Below are 17,630 nucleotides of genomic sequence, written 5' to 3'. Positions count from 1 at the left end.
TTACACGGATCCGGCAAGGGCGCCGGCTGTGAGGAGGAAACAGTGGACCACGGCCTGAGGTTTTCGGACCCGGCAACGTATGCACGGACGCTGCGCCGCGCGCATGAGCTGGTCATTTCCGGCGTCCCGCGGCCGGAAATTCCCACCAGCCTGGTCGATTCCTGGCACCGGTCCATGGCCTTGGGCATCAGCCCGGACCAGCACAGTCCGCGGCACCTGCATGAGGTGGCCGAGGTGCTGGAGCTGCGCCGGGAACACCGGCTGCAACAGGTGATGCCCGCGCTGCACGACCTGCTGGCCGATGATTCCCGCACCGGCCGCCACCTCCTGGTGCTCACCGATGCCAGCGGCGAGATCCTCTGGCGTGTGGGCAGCCCAACCGTCCTCCGCCGGGCCGACCACCTGGAATTCCTTGAGGGCGCCGACTGGTCCGAGGCCGGTATCGGCACCAACGCCATCAGCGAGGCCTTGGTCACCGGCGGTCCGGTGCAGCTGTTCTCCGCCGAACACCTGGTCCGGACGCACCACGAGTGGGCCTGCACTGCCGCGCCCATCACGGACCCGGGCACGGGGCGGGTCCTGGGGGTACTGGACGTGTCCGGACCCTTGGACACCCTCAGCGCGGACACGCTGCGGATGGTGCGGTGCGCCGTGCGCGTGGCGGAGGCTTTGCTGGGAACGTCCGACGCCGGCACCTCCTTGGGAACTTCGTCTCCCCAGGGTGCGTCCCGGCGGACGCCGGTCCCTGTTGTCCGGCCGGCTGCCGCCGTCGAGTCGCTGGAACTGCTGGGCGACAAGCCGGCGGCGGTGTTTGCCGATGGGAGCCGGACTCCCCTGACGCTGCGCCGGGCGGAGATCCTGGCGCTGCTGGACTCCCGGTCGCACGGCTGGTCAGCGGAGGAGCTGGCCTACGAGCTCTATGGCGACGCCGGAACGCCCCAAGCCATCCGGACCGAAATGTTCCGGGTGCGCTCGATGCTCGGCGGGGCCGTGGAGTCGAACCCCTACCGGCTGGCTCCCGGGCTGGCCGGACGTTCCGATGCGGGGCACGTGCTGCGGCTGCTGCGCGAAGGCCGGGTTGCCGAGGCGCTGGCGCAGTACCGCGCTCCGCTGCTCAGCCGCTCCGGCGCCCTCGCTGTCCAGCTGCTCCGGGACCAGCTGGACATGGCGGTGGGATCTGCGGTGCGGGCCAGCCAGGACGCCGGGCTGGTGGCGCGCTGGCTGTCCACGGACATGGGTTCAGCCGATTCGCTGGCCGTCGAGGCACTGGGCCGGCTGGTGGGCCGCAGCGATCCCCGGTACCTGACGTTCCACGCCCGGGCCGCGTGTTAAGCCCAGTCCTACCGCCGCCCCGGCTTGGTGGCGGCCGCGTTACTTCTTTTTGGTGACCTTGATATCGATGCTCAAGCCGTGGTTCCAACTGATGTGGATCGAAACGCTCGTGGTGCGCGCGATGGCCTGGTCCGTAACCTGCCCTTCGTCCGGCCCCGGCCCCACTTCCACGGCCAGGTCGGTGTGCACTTCCCGGAGGGCGGCCCGCACCAGCTCATTGTTCTGCCTGTGGATGCCTTCGGCGAATTTGGCAGCCGCGGCGGGATTTGCCGCAAGGGATGACATGGCGCTGATCATGGGCAGCAGGATGCGGCGGGCATCCTCGGCTCCGGCCAGTTCCTTCGCCGAAACGTGCGCTGCCCCGGTCGATGCCGCCGGCGTTTGGTGCCCTGCTTCTTCGGATTCCATGGCTTTCTTCCTTTGAACAGCCTCCGCCACCGTGGCGGATGGTGGGTGCATTCTGGACCCGGCCCCTGCCCGGACTCAACAATCACTTATTGCAGACGGCCGATTCAGCACGACAGTTCTTGTCATGCCATTAACGCGTTGTTCATATCCTCCTCAAAGCCTGTACAGAAGCTGGAAATAGCTTGGGAGCCATGGACAACATCTCCCGCAGAAGCCTCATCTCCGCCGGCCTCGGCGCCGGCCTGGTCGCCGCACTGCCGGGTGCCGCCGTCGCCGTTTCCACCGCTGACGACGCCGGCCTCCGCGCCGATCCCTTCATGCTCGGCATCGCGTCCGGCGAGCCGTGGCCGGACGGCTTCGTGCTGTGGACCCGCCTGGCCCTGAACCCGGTGGCGGAGGACGGGCTGGGCGGCATGCCGGCCCGGCCCGTGGCCGTGCAGTGGGAGGTGGCCGAGGACCAGGGCATGCGGAAGGTGGTGGCCCGCGGCGTTGAGCAGGCGCGTCCCGAGTCCGCACACTCGGTGCACGTGGAGCTGCGCGGATTGAAGGCGGGCCGCGAGTACTTCTACCGGTTCCGCGCCGGCAAGCACCTCAGCGCGGTGGGCCGCACCCTGACCAGCCCGGCCCTCCATGAGACGCCCGCGGCCCTGGCCATGGCGTTCGCCAGCTGCGCGCAGTACGAGCACGGCTACTTCACCGCGTACCGGCGCCTGGCCGAGGACCACCCCGACCTGGTGCTGCACCTGGGCGACTACCTGTACGAATACAAGAAGGACAGCTACGTGATCGGCGGCGGCAACCCGCGCGACCACGAGGGCCCGGAGACCGTCACGCTGGAGACCTACCGGCAGCGGCACGCCCAGTACAAGGCCGACGCCGACCTGCAGGCTGCGCACGCAATGGCACCCTGGGCAGTGGTGTGGGATGACCACGAGGTGGACAACAACTGGGCGGACGACGTCCCGGAGAACCAGGACGCCGGCCAGCTCAACGACAGCGTGGAGCACTTCCGGCAGCGCCGCGCGGCCGCGTTCCAGGCGTACTACGAAAACATGCCGCTGCGACCTTCATCCCTGCCCGCCGGCCCGGACATGAAGATCTACCGGAAGATCCAGTGGGGCCAGCTGGCCAACTTCCACATGATGGATACGCGGCAATACCGGGACGACCAGTTGGCCGGCGACGGCTGGAAGAAGAACGTCACCGAACGGCTCGCGGAGGACAGGACCATCACCGGCACGGAGCAGGAAAAGTGGCTGCTGGATGGCTTCAGGAACTCCACCCAGCGCTGGGACATCCTGGGCCAGCAGGTCTTCTTCGCCGAGCGGGACCGGAACAAGGCGCCGGAGATCGACGACGTCTCCATGGACGGCTGGGACGGCTACGCGGCCTCCCGCCGCCGCATCACCCAGGGCTGGGTGGACGCAAACGTCCGCAACGCCGTCGTGCTCACCGGTGATGTGCACCGCCACTGGGCCAACGACGTCAAGGTGGATTACAAGGACCCGGCCGCCGCAGTGGTCGGCGCGGAGGTGGTCTGCACCTCCATCACCTCCACGGGTGACGGCAGCGGCTCCACCACGGACGCCACCATGGCCTGGAACCCGCACCTGAAGTTCTACAACGACAACCGCGGCTACGTGAACACCCGCATTACCCGCGACGCGATGACGGCCGACTTCCGGGTGCTGGACCACGTCACGACGCCGGGCGCGGCGGTTTCGACCAAGGCCTCCTTCGAGATCCGCGACGGCGTCCCCGGGCTTCAGGCGCGCGCCTGACCTTTCGCGAGGCCCGGCGGGACCTTCGGCACTTTTAGTGTCGAAGGTCCCGTGGCATTTTGGCGGCTATGGCTGGACGGCTACTTTCCAGGCGGGCAGGCCGCGGAACGGGCCGCCAGAGGCGGTGGCAGTTCCTGGCGGTATCGCTCTGCGCCCAGATGATGGCTTATCTCCTGTGGCGCCCGGCCATGCTGCGCTGGGGAACCGAGGGGACGGAAGCGGTGGAGCCCCTGCCCGGCGACAACCTCCAGCCCCGCCCTGCATTCCAGAGCACCCGTGCCATCAGCATCGACGCACCGCCGGAACGCGTGTGGCCCTGGATCGTGCAGATGGGAATTTACCGGGCAGGGTTTTACACGCATGACCGGGTTGAGCGGGCCCTGTTCCACGCCCGGTACGTCGAAGGGAAGCATTCGGCGACGCGGATCCATCCGGAGCTGCAGGACCTTAAAGTGGGCGACAAGGTCCCGTACGGCGCCGGTGTTTTCGCCACCGTCTCCGAGCTTGAACCCAACAAACATCTGGTGGCGGGAGAGCAGTTCATCCTGCGGCCGCTGCCGGTTGACCGCACCCGCTTCATCATCCGGTACCGCGGCCCGGGCTACCTCAGTGCCGCAGTCCGCGGCGCCGGTCCGGATGCTCCTGCGGTGACCCGGGCCCTGGCGTTCGCCCTCGAAAAGGTGCCGGGCGCGATGCTGCTGGCCCGCGCCGTCGACCTTTTCATCGGTGACCCCCTGCACCACTACATGGAGGTCGGCGTGCTCCGCGGGGTCAAGCAGCGGGCGGAGTCCTGAGGAACTCCAGGGTCTTGCCGCCAGGAGGTCGGGCCGGGGGTCGGCGATGAAGTGCCCCTCCCGCGCACCTGATGTACTACTTAGGCGGTGGGGACGTCAGCGCTACTGCACCGCCTTTTGCGCGTTCACCCGGCCATAGGCCCAATACGTTCCGGTGCCTGCAACCTTGTCCGCCGTGGTTTCCAGGTCTGCCCTGATGGAGGTGTTCGAGGCCCCGGGATGCGAGCTCCACGCGAGCGCCGCCGCTCCTGAGACGATGGCCGAGGACATCGAGCTTCCGTTGCCCACGTCGTAACCCTGGGACCGGTTGTTCTGCGTGCCCAGCACGAAGGGATGGTTGGGGAAGGTGGAGTAGACATTGACGCCGGGAGCGGCGATATCCACCCAGCTGGCGCCGTACGTGGAGAACGACGCTTTGGCGTCGTTGTTGTCAGTGGCTCCCACCGCGATGACATGGGTGTACGCGCCCGGGTAGATCTTGGTCTGGTTCCCGCCGTTGCCGGCGGCCGCCACCAGCACCGCGCCCTTGTTCCAGGCGTTGTTGACCGCGGTTTCCAGTGTCCGTGATGCCCGCACCCCCAGGCTCATGTTGATCACCTTGGCGCCGTTGCTGACCGCCCAGTTGATGCCGTTCGCCAGGCCGGAGCTGGAGCCGACCCCGTTGTCGTCCAGGACCTTGCCGGCCAGGATGGTGCAGCCCGGGCAGACCCCGGCCACGCCGATGGTGTTGTTGACAGTGGCCGCGACGTTGCCGGCCACGTGCGTGCCGTGCCCGTAGTAGTCCTCGGCCACGGGGTCCCCCGCTTTTGTGGCCGAGCCGCTGAAGTTGGCGCGGGCCACCACTTTGGGGGCGATGTCCGGGTTGTCGCTGGCCACCCCGGAATCCAGCACCGCGACCTTGATGCCGGTGCCGGTGGTCACGTTCCACGCTTCGACGGCGTCCGCGTCCGGCGTGCCGGCGGGGATGGTGATGTCGCCTGCGGTGTTGGTGAATGACTGCCCGGTGTTCTGCAGCGCGTACTGGCGCGGGAAGTACTGGTCGGAGGTGAAGGCGGCCACCGGCTGGTCCGCTTCGGCGTACTCGACGGCGGGATCCCGGCTGAGCGCGTCGATGAGCCGGCCTTCGCTGCCGGCAGGCACACTGAGCAGCCTGGCGCCTGTACTGCCGACGTCCGCGCCGGCCTCCAGACCGCGCCGGTGCAGGGCGCCGGCGGCAGCACCGTCGTCGTGGAACTTTACGAGGATGTGCCCGGGCTGAATGGACGTGCCTCCCGCAGCATTGGCGGGAAGGGCACATGGGACGGGGCCAAGCACCATCAGTGCTGCCGTGAGGCCGGCGGTGAAGAGTTTTCTCATGCGGGCCATCTTGGCCCCACATGCTCGAACCCGGTAGGGGCGGGAGCCTCGAAAGTGCTCGTTTCCTGCCAATGACGGCTCTGGCCCACGGTCCCGGCCGAACCTACACTGGCGGGATGGAAGCGGTGGTGAGGGGTGTGCCCGTCCATTTCGTTGAACATGGCAGCGGAACGCCCGTCCTTGCGCTGCACGGCGCCGGCGTGGACCACCGGGAGATTGCCGGCGGCCTGGAACCGATGTTCGGCAACATCCCCGGGTTCCGGCGCCTGTATCCGGACCTCCCGGGGATGGGCCGTACCCCGGCTCACCGCTCGCTCAAGAGCAACGACGATGTGCTGGACCTCCTGCTGCGCTTCATCGACAGCATGATCGGTGATGAACCGTTCCTCATCATTGGCCGGTCGTACGGCGGGTACCTGGCGCGCGCGGTGGCCCATTTGCGGCCCCAGGCGGCCGGGCTTGCCCTGATCTGCCCGGTCGGCGCGCATGCCGGCAGCGTGCCCAAGCACCAGGTCCTGGTGTCGTCGGCCCATCCCGCCGGCCTCGACGCGGAGATCGAAGCCTCTTTCCGCAGCTATTTCGTGGTCCAGACGGACGGGACGCTGAACCGGTTCCGGCAGCTTGTGGCTCCTGCGGCATCGCTCGTTGACGAGCCGGGGTTGGCCCGTATTTTCTCGCGCTGGGAGTTGCGGGATCGTCCGGAGTCGGCAGCGCGGTATCCGCATCCCGTGCTGGTTCTGGTGGGGCGGCAGGACGCCACCGCCGGATACGCCGATGGGTGGGCACTGGCGCGGGACTACCCGCGGGGCACCTTTGCCGTGCTGGACCGCGCCGGCCACGCCCTGCTGCACGAGCAGCCCGCGCTCGTCCAGGCCTTCCTCGCCGAATGGATTGAGCGGGTGCGCGAAGACGAGGCCGTGGTGCAGAGCGTCGCCCGTTTCCCCTGACCATGACGACGTCGGGCACCTCGGTGAGTGCCGCCGTCGTACTTACGCAAAGCCGTTGTGTGCCGTGGTGGCCGGGGCTACGATGCTCGCGGGGAGAGGTCCTTCGTCTCAGTGACAGACAAAAATAGGGGCCCACAATGACTGACTTCTTCACCATGCAACCAGGCGAGACCGCGCCTCCGCTCCCATCAGGACCTGTCCTGTGCGCAGGGACGGCCGGGATGCGGCGCATCCACCGCTTTTTCCTCTGGGCCTACGGTGAGGCCCCGGGGCTGGTGCGTTCCGTCCGTGCCGGTGACACTGCCCGGGCCGCCTATGTGGGGGAAGTGCTGGGGAACTTCGACAAGGTGCTCCACATCCACCACGAAGGCGAGGACCTGCTCATGTATCCGCAGCTGAAGGAGCGGGCGCCTGCCTGTGCGCTGCATGTGGGGCAGATGCTGGAGCAGCACCGGCAGGTGACGCAGCGGCTTGAAGCGATTGAGCCGGTGCGGCTGCGCTGGATGGACCGGGCGGATGAGGAGTCAGCGTCGGAGTTGGCCGCGCTGTATGAGGACCTGTCCCGTGTCCTCAACGTGCATCTGCGCCGCGAGGTCACCGAGATGATGCCCGTGGCGGACCGAGTGATGACCGAGAAGGAAATGAACGAGACGGGGCAGCACGGCATCCGGCAACTCGACAAGAAATTCCTGGTGGGCTACCTCGGGATGGTGCTGGCCACGAACCCGCCGGCGGACCGGAAGGAGCTGTTCAAGGAGATCCCTCCCCCGGTCCGGCTCGGCTACAAGCTGGTGGGGCGCCGGATGTACCGGAAGCAGTACGCCACCCTGTTCCCGGGGCGGCCGGTGCCGGATACGCTTTAGCGGGGGAATGTTACTCCGCTTGATGCCCATGCAGCCAGAGCAACACGGATCTAGTAAAATCTTTGGGTGCCTTCTCCAAGAAACCTCCCCTTTGGGCGCCGGCGCTTTTTGGAGTGGATAGGGGCAGCGGCCGTAACTGCCGGCCTGCCCAGCATGATTGCCCGTGCAACTGATCCGTTCCCCGCCGCCGCACCTGCCCCCGAGCCTTCCCCTGCCTACGCGAACTCCCGCTTCGTGAGCAGCAGCGGTAATGACGCCGGCCCGGGCACCCAGGACGCGCCCTGGCAATCGCTCGCCCGGGTCCGGTCGGCGCTCGAGGCCGGCGAAGTGGGCCGCGGCGACGCGGTCCTGCTCCGGCGCGGCGACGTGTTCCCGGGCTCGCTCCAAATGCCTGCCGTGAAAGGTCCCGCCGGGGTCTTCACGCTCAGCTCCTACGGCACCGGGGCGCTGCCGCAGATCAACGGCTACAAGGTGAGCAGCGACGCCTGGACGCTGCACAGCCCCCAGGTGTGGAAGCTCAACCTGCGGCCAGGGTCCGGGCAGTTCAGCGGCAACACTGACGGAGCCTCCACCAACGTCGGCTTCCTGAAGGCCGGCGGTGAGATCCGCGGCTGGAAACGGTGGAGCCTGTCCGGGTTGGTGCAGGACTGGGACTTCTACAGCGACGACACCTTCGTGTACGTGAAGCTGCCGGCGTCGCCGGGTGCCGGGGTGGAGATCGCTGTCAAGCAGGAGGGGTTGCGGCCGGCCTCCAACACCGTCACCTCCGGGGTGCACATTCTTGGCCACGGCGGCCACGGCGTCAGGACTTACGGCATCCAGGACGCAGAGATCAGCGGCTGCCTGATTGAGGAAATCGGCGGGTCGCGGCTCAAGGACACAACGCGTTACGGGAATGGCGTTGAGGTCTGGATTGGCTGCTCGAACGTGCTGGTCCAGGGCAACACCATCCGGCAGACATACGACACGGCCACCACGATGCAGGGCAATATCGAGGGGCCCAGGGTTGCCTGGACGGACTGCCGGTTTGTGGGCAACACCATTGAGAACTGCAACCAGAGCTTTGAGATCTGGTCCCACGGAACGCCGGCGGCGGGCACCGGACACATCCGGTGCGCCTTCACCGATAACCAGTGCCGCGACGCCGGGTACTCCTGGGCCGCCAATATCCGTCCGGACCAGGCGGGGATGGGCACCCACCTGTTGACCTACGACGTGCAGCTGCCCTGCGACGTCGAGATCGCCCGGAACCAGTTCATCGGCGCCAAGGACAACTTCGTGCGCTCCAGCGGCAGCGGCCGGCAGATCCCGGCGGGCATCAGGATTCACGGCAACACCATTGCGCTGGCCAGCGGCCAGAAGATTGCGTACCAGAACCCTGAAACCATCGAGCAGCTCGATGCGTGGCGCTCGCGCACCGGCAACAGCCAGTCCTGACATGAGCCAGTCCTGACACCCGCCGGTACCCATTGAAGACGCGGCAGGCTCAGGGCGCTGTGCACCCCACTGCCTTGCAGGCGTTCACCCGGCCGTGGGCCCAGTAGGAACCGGTGCCCGAGATGGGATCGGCCGTGGATTCCACCTTGGTGCGGACGGATGCATTGGACGTGCCCGACGGCGTACTCCACACGAGTGCGGCAGTGGCGGCAACGATGGGCGAGGCCATGGAAGTGCCGCTGAGGATGTCATAGCCGGGTGACAGGTTGTTCTGCGTGCCCAGGACCGACGCATAGTTCGGCAGGGTGGAGTAGACCCTGACCCCCGGGGCGGCGACATCCACCCACCTGCCGTAGGTGGAGAAGGATGCCTTGGTGTCGTTGTTGTCAGTTGCTGCCACGGCCATGACGTTCGGATATGCACCTGGGTAGACCTGCGCCTGGGTACCGGCGTTGCCCGCCGCGGCGACGATTACCACGCCTTGGTTCCAGGCGTTGTTGACGGCAGCTTCGAGGGTTCGTGATGACACCTTCTGTCCAAGGCTCATGTTGATGACCTTGGCGCCCTTGCCGACAGCCCAGTCGATGCCCTTGGCAATGCCCGAGGAGGAGCCGGAGCCGCTGCTGTTCAGGACCTTGGCATCGAGGATGGAGCAGTCGGGGCATACACCTGCCACCCCAAGGGAGTTGTCCGCGGTGGCGGCCACGATGCCGGCTACGTGGGTGCCATGGCCGTACTGGTCGTAGTCCTCCGGGGTGAGGATTTGGGTGTCGCTGAAGTTTGCCCGGTCCACCACCTTGGACGAGATGTCCTCGTGGTTGATGGCCACGCCTGAATCGACGATGGCAACCCTGACACCGGCCCCCTTGGTGACGGCCCATGCTTCAACCGCATCCACATCCGCATCATTCTTGCCAGCGGGCACCGTTACCGTGCCGGCGGTGTTCGTAAAGGACTGCCCCACGTTCTGGAGCGCGTACTGGCGGTCAAAGTACGGGTCTGCCGTGGTGGCGGTGACCAATTCGTCCGGTTCGGCGTATTCGACGGCGGGGTTGCGGCTTAGTGCGGCGACGAGTTGGAGTTCCCTGCCGGCCGGGACCTTGATGAGGTGCGCGCCGGTGCTGCCGATCGGCGGGCCGTCGCTCAACCCATGCTGGCCGAGCACCCCGGCCGCCGCGCTGTTGTCCCGGAATTTGACCATGGTTTGTCCTGCTATGGGCGAGGACGGCACGGACACGTTGCCGGGAACGGCAGCGTTGCCCGGAACGGCAGCGTTGCCCGGAACGGCGATCGTGATGGTGCTGAGCACCATCACGATCGCTGCGAGACCGGCTATGAGTACTTTTTTCATGCCGTCATCATGCGCCCCATGCGTAACAGCTGCATAGGGGGCAGCCCAAGACGGCTACTGCTGCGCCTTAGAGGCAGACGGGCTGGTAGGCCGGGTCCGCCGGGCCGGACGGCTGGGCCAGGGCGTTGCCCACGAGCTGGTGCACCACGGGATCGTTGGGCGTCTGGTCGTGCTCGATCACGTCCGCCGGGCACTTGTCCTGGATGGTGATGTTGGTGACCTGCCGCGTGGAGCCGTTCAGGAACTGGCTGTTGTACGGGATCACCACCTCATCGTGGATGGTGGAGATGACGGTGTAGGCGGGGCCGGCGACCGTATCGCCGATGGAGTTCAGCTCCTGCATGAACGGCGATCCCGCCTGCTGGTCTGCACAAGCGGCACAGCCGGCGGCGGTGTAGTCCGGCGTGGGCACCAGATCCGGAGGCGGAAGGATCACGCCCTCAGTGCCGTGGTTGGATGGGGCGATGCCGACGAGTTGATGGACGTACTTCGCCCCGCCCAGGAAGCCCATGTAGTACCGGGGCATCATGCCGCCCTGGCTGTGGCCCACCAGGTCCACCTGCTTGGCACCCGTGGCGGAGCGGACGGCGTCCACGAACGGTGCAAGTTCCTTGGCGGAATCTTTGACGGGAGCCGTGGCGTAGACGCCGTTGGTCTGGCCATAGTTCAGGGCGAAGACGCAGTACCCCTGGCTCTTGAGGTACGGCGACATGGTGGACCAGTTCTTCTCCATGCTCTCGAACGTGCCCGGCACCAGGACCACGGGATACGGATGTGCTGCTGACGGTTTACAGGACCAGTCGTTGGCTCCCGGCGGCGAGACGTCAACGGCATGGGCGGGAGCGGTTACCAGGGACGTGGCGAGGAGTGTACCGGCCGCGATGGAAAGGGCCCGGGTAAGGAGTGACATGGAAACCTCTTTGTTCGTCTGTCTTAGGGGACGGCCGGAGCTGATGGTTTTGGGGGTGTCCATCAGTTCCGGCCCGGGTTTTCCATGCTGGCAGCGCTGCGGCTCCTCTGCAGCGGAAGTGCACGAACGTGCGGCGGAAAAGGTCTGGTGCTGCAGCGGCTGTCACGACTCGTTTGTGACTCGGAACACAGCGTTGTTACTGGTGAGTAGGTAGTTTGGGTAAGGCCCTGTGTTGGTCACCCTCCCACAGGCGCTTTGCACAAACGTGCACTCCGCGGTCGGCCGGACGATACCTCAACCGCGAGGTAGGAGAGCTTGGCAGCGGCGAAGTCGCCGGATCGGCGCGAAACCGCCGGAACCTTCCGGCGAGCCGGTACCGTTCCGGCGATTTGACTCCCCGCGAGGCCACCTTGAGGTGTGAGAATCAGGCCGTAGTTTCCGCGGTGTGACCATCCGACGGCGCTACTGGAGTTGGGGGTGATGGGTCCTTTTCCTTGAACCGGCTCAGGTAACCCGACCTGGACCCGTGGACGTGGGCTGCCATCCCCTGCTCGGCGGCCTCCGCGTTCCCGGCATCGATCGCTGCCATGATGCCGCGGTGCTCGGCCCAGGACCGGATGCCGCGGGAGTCCACATCGGAGGCGTAGAGCCACTCGATCTTGCCCGAAATCTGGCGCAGCAGCGCCGTGAGGGACGCGCTCCGGCTCAGTTCAGCGACCCCCAGATGAAAACGGATGTTCAGCTCCGGCAGCAGCTCAACCTGCCCGTTTGCCACCGCCTGATCGCCCTCGTCCAGGATCGCGGCCAGTGCGCGCCGCGTCTCCCACCACTGCGTATCCGGGCCGCCCGCGGAGAACTGGGCGGCCGCCCGCCGGGCCGCCCGGCGGGCGGTGGCAGCTTCCAGGGCCTCGCGCACCGCGAAGAGGTCGTCGGCGTCGTCCACCGGTATCTCTGACACCGTGGACCCGGCGAAGGGCTTCGACTCAACGAAGCCCTCCACCTCAAGGGCCCGCAGCGCTTCCCGCACCGGAACCCGGGAAATCCCGTATTTCGCGGCCAGGGAGGACTCGGTGATCCGTGTCCCGGCCGGGAGCTTCCCGAAAATGATGTCCCGCCGGATTTCATCCTGGACGCGGGCCCGTGGGGTGGGATCACCGCTAGCTAGCGAAGGCTGCACCGGGTATCGCTCCAAGTAGTTCCCTGGTGTAGTCGGCCGAGGGTGCCATGAAGACCTGCTCCACGCTGCCGGTTTCCACCACTTTTCCTGTTTTCATGACCACCACGTTGTGCGCGATCTGGCGGACAACGGCCAGGTCGTGCGTGATGAAGAGGTAGGTCAGGCCCAGCCTATCCTGCAGGTCCCCCAGCAAAGTGAGAATCTGCTCCTGGACCAGCACATCCAGGGCTGAGGCGGCCTCGTCCAGGATCAGCAGTTCCGGTTCCAGTGCCAGGGCCCGGGCGATGGCCACCCGCTGGCGCTGCCCGCCCGAAAGTTCATGGGGCCGGCGCTGGGCCACAATCCGCGGCAGCGCCACCTGGTCCAGGAGTTCGGCCACGCGTTCACGCCTGCTCTCACGCGTCCCTATCTTGAAGATCCGCAGGGGCTCGTCGATCAGCCGCTCAATGCTGAAGGTCGGGTCCAGGGATCCGTACGGGTCCTGGAAGACGGGCTGCGCGATGCGGCGCAGGGCACGGCGCGTTTGGGGATTGCTGGTGGCGATGCTCTCCCCCTTGATCAGCGCCGAGCCGGAAGTGGGTGTCTCCAAGCCCAGGATGATCCGGGCAACCGTCGACTTCCCGGATCCGGATTCACCGACCACCGCCGTGGTGGTTCCCCTGTGCACGTCGAACGAGACGTCGTCCACGGCCTGGATCCTGCGCCCGCCCTGGCCACGCAGCTTGAATTCCTTGGCCAGGTTCCTGACCGACAGCACGGGAGCCGGCCGGTCCTCTTCAGCAACTATTGGACCGGAAACCGCGTCGGCGGAAAGGCTGGCCGACGGCGCCGCGGCCACCAGGCGCCGCGTGTAGTCCTCCTGCGGATTCAGCAGCACCTCCCACGGCGTGCCGGTCTCCACAATCCGCCCCTCGGCCATGACGATGATCCGGTCCGTGCGGTCCCCCGCGAGTCCCAGGTCATGGGTGACGAACAGCAGCGAGGTGCCCCGCGCGTCCACCAGCGTCTGGAGGTGGTTCAGGATCTGCCGCTGGACAGTGACGTCCAGGGCCGACGTCGGCTCATCCGCAATCAGCAGGTCCGGCTCACCCGCAAGGGAGATGGCGATCAGGACGCGCTGGCGCATGCCGCCGGAGAACTCGTGCGGGTACTGGTTGTACCGGCGTTCGGCGTCCCGGATGCCGGCTTCCGTCATGAGCTCCACGGCGCGCTGCTTGATGGCATCCCGGCCACGCATGCCGTTGCTGGCCAGCGCGTCGGCAATCTGCGCGCCCACCTTCATGGAGGGATTGAGGTTGGACATCGGATCCTGCGGGACCAGGCCGATCTTCTTGCCCCTGATGCCACGCAGCTCCTTTTGGCTGGCATCCGCCAGGTCTGCCCCGTCGAGCAGGATGGATCCGTGGGTGATCCGGCCGGAGCCGGACAGCAGGCCCAGGATGGCGCCCACCACGGTGGACTTGCCCGATCCCGACTGGCCCACGATCGCCACCCGCTCGCCCTTCTTCAGGTCGAAGGAGACTTTGTCCAGGACCGGGGTGCCGCCGTAGCTGACCTCCAGCTCGCGGACCGATAGCAGGACGTTTCCGTCGTTCCTAGCGTCCTGCTGCATAGCCCTGCGCTCCCCTCGGGTTGGCGGCGGCCTTAAGGACACCGGTTTCGGGGTCGCTCACCACCGATGAGAGGCGGCCCAGCGCCCAGTCCCCGGCCCGGGTCACCACGTGGCCGCGTTCTTCCAGTTCGCTAATCACGTCCTCGCCCAGGCGGTCTTCAACAACCGCGCCGCCCGGCGTCCAGGTACGGGGCCAGAAGGATCCGGGAATGGAGGTGGTGTGGAGCGAGGGTGCGTCAACGGCCTGCTGGGGCTCGTAGCCGCCCACAATCGTCCGGAGCAGGTACAGCAGTTGCCATTGGTCCTGCTGGTCACCGCCCGGAGATCCGAGGGCGGTCACCGCTTTGCCGTCCTTCAGCACCAGCGTTGGCGTCAGCGTGGTCCGTGGGCGCTTACCGGGGGTCAACGTCGAGGGTGCGCCCTCCTCCAGCCAGGTCATCTGCAGCCTGGACCCGAGGCAGAAGCCGAGTTCGGGGATGGCCGGGGAGGACTGGAGCCAGCCCCCGGACGGCGTTGCGGAGACCATGTTTCCCCATTGGTCCACGACGTCGATGTGGCAGGTATCCCCGCGGGTCTCCCCCGTCGGCATGACGGTGGGTTCGCCCACGCCGGCGAAGGCAAGCTGGCCGTTTTCCGCGAGCGACGGCGGGAGGTACTCCGTGCGCAGCGGCGGAACGAAGGGTTCGTGGCCGGGGACGTTGCCGGGCCGGAATTCGTGCGAGGCCTTTTCGCCGATCAGCTTCCGCCGCTCCGCTGCGTACTCGGGGCTGAGCAGGTAATCCATCGGCACCTCGGCATCGCCGTAGTAGGCCTCGCGGTCCGCGATGGCGAGCTTCTGCGCCTCAAGGATGGTGTGCGCGCCGATGGCCGTGGACGGGTCCAGCCGCTCGTCGTCGAACCCTTCAAGGATGGCGAGGGTCTGCAGCAGTGCCGGTCCCTGCCCCCAGGGCCCGGTCTTGGCGATGGTGTGGCCGCGGAACTCGATGGTGGTGGCGGGTTCGTAGCCGGCCGAGAATCCGGCGAAGTCAGCTTCGGTCATGACGCCAGCATGATCGGCGCCGGACGAGTGGCGGTGGGGCGTGGCGAGGAATTTGACCGCTGCCTTGGCCACAAATCCCTCGCCCCATTCCCGGCGGGCGGCGTCGATGCGTGCTTCCCGCGACGCTGCCGCGTCCGTTTCTCCGGCGGCAACGAGCCGGTCCAGGACGCTCGCGTACGCCGGGTTCTTGATGATGTCTCCGGCGGCGGGAATCTTCCCCTCCGGCATCCACAGGGCGGCCGACGTCGGCCAGTGCTCGGTGAAGAGGTCGGCGACGGTTTCGATGGTGGTCCCCACGCGGCCCACAATCGCGTGCCCGTTGCGGGCATAGCCGATGGCGAAGGCCAGCACGTCCGCCAGATCCCAGGTGCCGTGGTCACGGAGGAGCAGCAGCCAGGCGTCGACGGCGGCCGGCACCGCGGCGGCGAGCGCGCCGGCGCCGGGCACCAGTTCCAGCCCTTCGGCCAGGTAGTGCTCGCGGGTCGCGGCGGCGGGGGCTGGGCCCTGTCCCATCAGTACGACCGGTTCGGACGGGTTCTCCGCCCTGACGAACACGCCGGTCATGTCCCCGCCGGGGCCGTTCAGGTGGGGTTCGACGACGTGCAGGACGAAGGCGCCGGCGACGGCGGCGTCGAAGGCGTTGCCGCCGCGTTCCAGCACCGCCTGGGCTGAGGCGGTGGCGAGCCAGTGGGTGGAAGCGGTCATGCCGAAGGTGCCCTGGAGGGTGGGGCGGGTGGTGAAGCTGTCTGCGGGGGTGTAAGTCATGGCTATTTCTTTCGGGTGGTGGCGGCGGGGTCCAGGGCGTCGCGCAGGGCGTCGCCGAACAGGTTGAAGGCCAGGCAGATCGCGGCGATGCCCAGGCCGGGGACGATGGCCGCTGTGGGTGAGCGGAAGAGGTACTGCTGGGCGTCGGAGAGCATGATGCCCAGGCTGGGTGCGGGCGGTTGGATGCCCAGGCCCAGGAAGGACAGCACCGCTTCGCCGATGACGGCCGCGGGCATGATCACCGTGGCCTGCACGATGAGGGAGGAGGCGGTGTTGGGCAGGATGTGCTGGAAGATGATCCGCCCGCCGGAGGCATCCATGGTCTTGGCGCCAATGACGAAGTCGCTTTCCTTGATCCGCAGGGTTTCGCCGCGGATGATCCGGATCATGGCGGGGATGTGTGCGATGCCGATGGCCACTGCGGCGTTGCCCAGGCTGGGGCCGGTGATGGCCACGAGGCCCACCGCGATGATCAGGAAGGGGAAGGCCAGGGTCACGTCGTTGAGCCGCGAAATGATGGCGTCCAGCCACCGCCAGTAGCCGGCGAGCAGACCCAGCGGGGTTCCGATGACCACCGAGAGCAGGACCGCGAGCACCCCGACCTCGAGGGAGGAACGGATGCCGAAGACCAGCCGGGAGAAGATGTCCCGGCCCAGGTCGTCGGTGCCCAGCAGGAAGCCCACCGTGCCGGGCTTCTGGAATGGCGTGGCGAAGTGGACCTGCGCCGGGTCGTAGGGGGCCAGGAGCGGTGCCAGCAGTGCGACCAGGACCACGAGGGCCAGCAGGATGCCGCCGGCCAGGCCCAGGGGGTTTCGCCGGAGCGACTTCCAGATGCGTCCGCGGTCGGAGCCCAGGCTGGTTGCACCCGGGGCTGCAGGGCGGATGTCGGTGACGGCCATCAGTTGCTTCCTACTCGGATTCGCGGGTTGATCACGGAGTACAGGATGTCCACCGCAAGGTTAATCAGGATGTACCCAACGGTGATGACCAGCACCACGGCCTGGATCACGGGATAGTCGCGGGTGAAGACGGAGTCCAGGGTGAGCTTGCCGAAGCCGGGCAGGGCGAAGATGCGCTCCGTGACCACAGCTCCGGAGATCAGTCCGCCCAGCTGCAGGCCCACGATGGTGACCACCACGATCAGGGAGTTCCGGAGCCCGTAGCGGAACAGGATCCGGCCGCCGCCCAGGCCCTTGGCGCGGGCGGTTCGGACGTAGTCCGTGCTCATGGTTTCGATCATGGAGGCCCGCGTCTGGCGCAGGATGACGGCGGCGAGGCCGGTGCCCAGGATCACCGCCGGCAGCGTCAGGTAGTACAGGCCGCGCACGGGGTTCGTAGCGACGTCGACATAGCCTGACGCGGGGAACCAGCCAAGGTTGACGGCCAGGTAGAGGATGGCCAGCAGGCCAAGCCAGAAGCTGGGGACGGACAGGCCGATGAGGGCAAAGCCGTTGGAGAGCCATTCCGGCCAGCGGCCGCGGTACCGCTCGGCCACCACGCCGAGCAGGACGCCGACGACGACGGCCACCACGATTGCGTAGGCGGCAAGCCACAGCGTCACGGGCAGGGTGCCGGCGAGCAGGTCCGTGACGGGTGTTCCGGTGCGGGTGGACTTTCCCAGGTCTCCCTGCAGCAGCCGGCCGATGAAGGAGAAGTACTGGACGGGGAGGGGCTGGTCCAGGCCGAGCTGGGAGCGGATGGCGTCCAGCTGTTCAGGACTGGCCTCCTCCCCCGCCATGGCAATGGCCGGGTCACCGGGGAGTTGGCGGATGCCAATAAAGATGACCACGGAGGCGAGCACCAGGGTGATGGCTGAGTGCCAGAGACGGGTCGAGAGGTATCGGATCATGGTGGAGTC

At 67.3% G+C, this 17,630-nt stretch carries 15 protein-coding genes; 6 read left to right on the top strand and 9 right to left on the bottom strand.

The features are described from left to right. The first annotated feature begins 42 nt into the window (after positions 1-42). On the top strand, positions 43-1,332 hold the full coding sequence (locus ACQR35_RS06640; RefSeq protein ID WP_430269577.1) for a GAF domain-containing protein: 1,290 nt from the start codon (positions 43-45) through the stop codon (positions 1,330-1,332). A gap of 39 nt (positions 1,333-1,371) precedes the next feature. Here the strand turns inward: ACQR35_RS06640 and ACQR35_RS06635 are convergent, their stop codons facing one another. Further along, complete coding sequence (locus ACQR35_RS06635; RefSeq protein ID WP_430269576.1) at positions 1,372-1,740, bottom strand: hypothetical protein; 369 nt, start codon at positions 1,738-1,740, stop codon at positions 1,372-1,374. 191 nt (positions 1,741-1,931) lie between these two features. Between ACQR35_RS06635 and ACQR35_RS06630 the strand changes: the two genes are divergently transcribed. Both ACQR35_RS06630 and ACQR35_RS06625 read left to right on the top strand, forming a co-directional pair. Beyond that, positions 1,932-3,521 (top strand): alkaline phosphatase D family protein, encoded by a 1,590-nt coding sequence (locus ACQR35_RS06630; RefSeq protein WP_430269575.1) that lies wholly within the window; start codon positions 1,932-1,934, stop codon positions 3,519-3,521. A gap of 158 nt (positions 3,522-3,679) precedes the next feature. Then, the gene (locus tag ACQR35_RS06625) at positions 3,680-4,315 is read left to right on the top strand and encodes a hypothetical protein (RefSeq protein ID WP_430269574.1); all 636 of its coding nucleotides are present in this window, start codon (positions 3,680-3,682) and stop codon (positions 4,313-4,315) included. Between the two features lie 102 nt (positions 4,316-4,417). Here ACQR35_RS06625 and ACQR35_RS06620 read toward each other — a convergent pair whose 3' ends face one another. Further along, complete coding sequence (locus ACQR35_RS06620) at positions 4,418-5,671, bottom strand: S8 family serine peptidase (RefSeq protein ID WP_430269573.1); 1,254 nt, start codon at positions 5,669-5,671, stop codon at positions 4,418-4,420. A 116-nt stretch (positions 5,672-5,787) separates the two neighbouring features. On the opposite strand from ACQR35_RS06620, the gene ACQR35_RS06615 reads away from it, so the two are divergent. The 3 genes from ACQR35_RS06615 (at position 5,788) to ACQR35_RS06605 (ending at position 8,918) form a co-directional block, all read left to right on the top strand. After that, a complete protein-coding gene (locus tag ACQR35_RS06615) occupies positions 5,788-6,618 on the top strand; it encodes an alpha/beta fold hydrolase (RefSeq protein ID WP_430269572.1) in 831 nt (276 codons plus the stop codon). A gap of 137 nt (positions 6,619-6,755) precedes the next feature. Further along, the gene (locus ACQR35_RS06610) at positions 6,756-7,481 is read left to right on the top strand and encodes a hemerythrin domain-containing protein (protein ID WP_430269571.1); all 726 of its coding nucleotides are present in this window, start codon (positions 6,756-6,758) and stop codon (positions 7,479-7,481) included. Positions 7,482-7,634: 153 nt separating this feature from the next. Continuing rightward, entirely contained in the window at positions 7,635-8,918 is a 1,284-nt protein-coding gene (locus tag ACQR35_RS06605) for a hypothetical protein (protein ID WP_430269570.1), read from the top strand. A 49-nt stretch (positions 8,919-8,967) separates the two neighbouring features. Here ACQR35_RS06605 and ACQR35_RS06600 read toward each other — a convergent pair whose 3' ends face one another. From ACQR35_RS06600 to ACQR35_RS06570, 7 genes are all read right to left on the bottom strand, one after another. Continuing rightward, entirely contained in the window at positions 8,968-10,269 is a 1,302-nt protein-coding gene (locus ACQR35_RS06600; protein WP_430269569.1) for a S8 family serine peptidase, read from the bottom strand. 67 nt (positions 10,270-10,336) lie between these two features. Further along, positions 10,337-11,179 (bottom strand): esterase/lipase family protein, encoded by an 843-nt coding sequence (locus ACQR35_RS06595; RefSeq protein ID WP_236801416.1) that lies wholly within the window; start codon positions 11,177-11,179, stop codon positions 10,337-10,339. A gap of 424 nt (positions 11,180-11,603) precedes the next feature. Continuing rightward, the gene (locus ACQR35_RS06590) at positions 11,604-12,356 is read right to left on the bottom strand and encodes a GntR family transcriptional regulator (protein ID WP_430269568.1); all 753 of its coding nucleotides are present in this window, start codon (positions 12,354-12,356) and stop codon (positions 11,604-11,606) included. Next, positions 12,337-13,968 carry a dipeptide ABC transporter ATP-binding protein gene (locus ACQR35_RS06585; protein ID WP_430269567.1) on the bottom strand — a complete coding sequence of 544 codons (1,632 nt, stop codon included), beginning with the start codon at positions 13,966-13,968 and terminating at the stop codon, positions 12,337-12,339. The genes ACQR35_RS06590 and ACQR35_RS06585 overlap by 20 nt, the downstream gene beginning before the upstream one ends. Continuing rightward, positions 13,952-15,772: a gamma-glutamyltransferase family protein gene (locus tag ACQR35_RS06580; RefSeq protein ID WP_430269566.1), complete on the bottom strand. Its 1,821-nt coding sequence runs from the start codon at positions 15,770-15,772 to the stop codon at positions 13,952-13,954. Before ACQR35_RS06580 ends, ACQR35_RS06585 begins: the two co-directional genes overlap by 17 nt. A gap of 2 nt (positions 15,773-15,774) precedes the next feature. Beyond that, the gene (locus ACQR35_RS06575) at positions 15,775-16,671 is read right to left on the bottom strand and encodes an ABC transporter permease (protein WP_430269565.1); all 897 of its coding nucleotides are present in this window, start codon (positions 16,669-16,671) and stop codon (positions 15,775-15,777) included. After that, on the bottom strand, positions 16,671-17,621 hold the full coding sequence (locus ACQR35_RS06570) for an ABC transporter permease (protein ID WP_236821535.1): 951 nt from the start codon (positions 17,619-17,621) through the stop codon (positions 16,671-16,673). The genes ACQR35_RS06575 and ACQR35_RS06570 overlap by 1 nt, the downstream gene beginning before the upstream one ends. Positions 17,622-17,630 lie beyond the last annotated feature (9 nt).

It is taken from the genome of Pseudarthrobacter sp. J1738, from assembly GCF_050490315.1.
In the GTDB taxonomy this organism is placed as follows: domain Bacteria; phylum Actinomycetota; class Actinomycetes; order Actinomycetales; family Micrococcaceae; genus JBNPEO01.
This window is presented reverse-complemented; position numbering and strand designations above follow the sequence as displayed.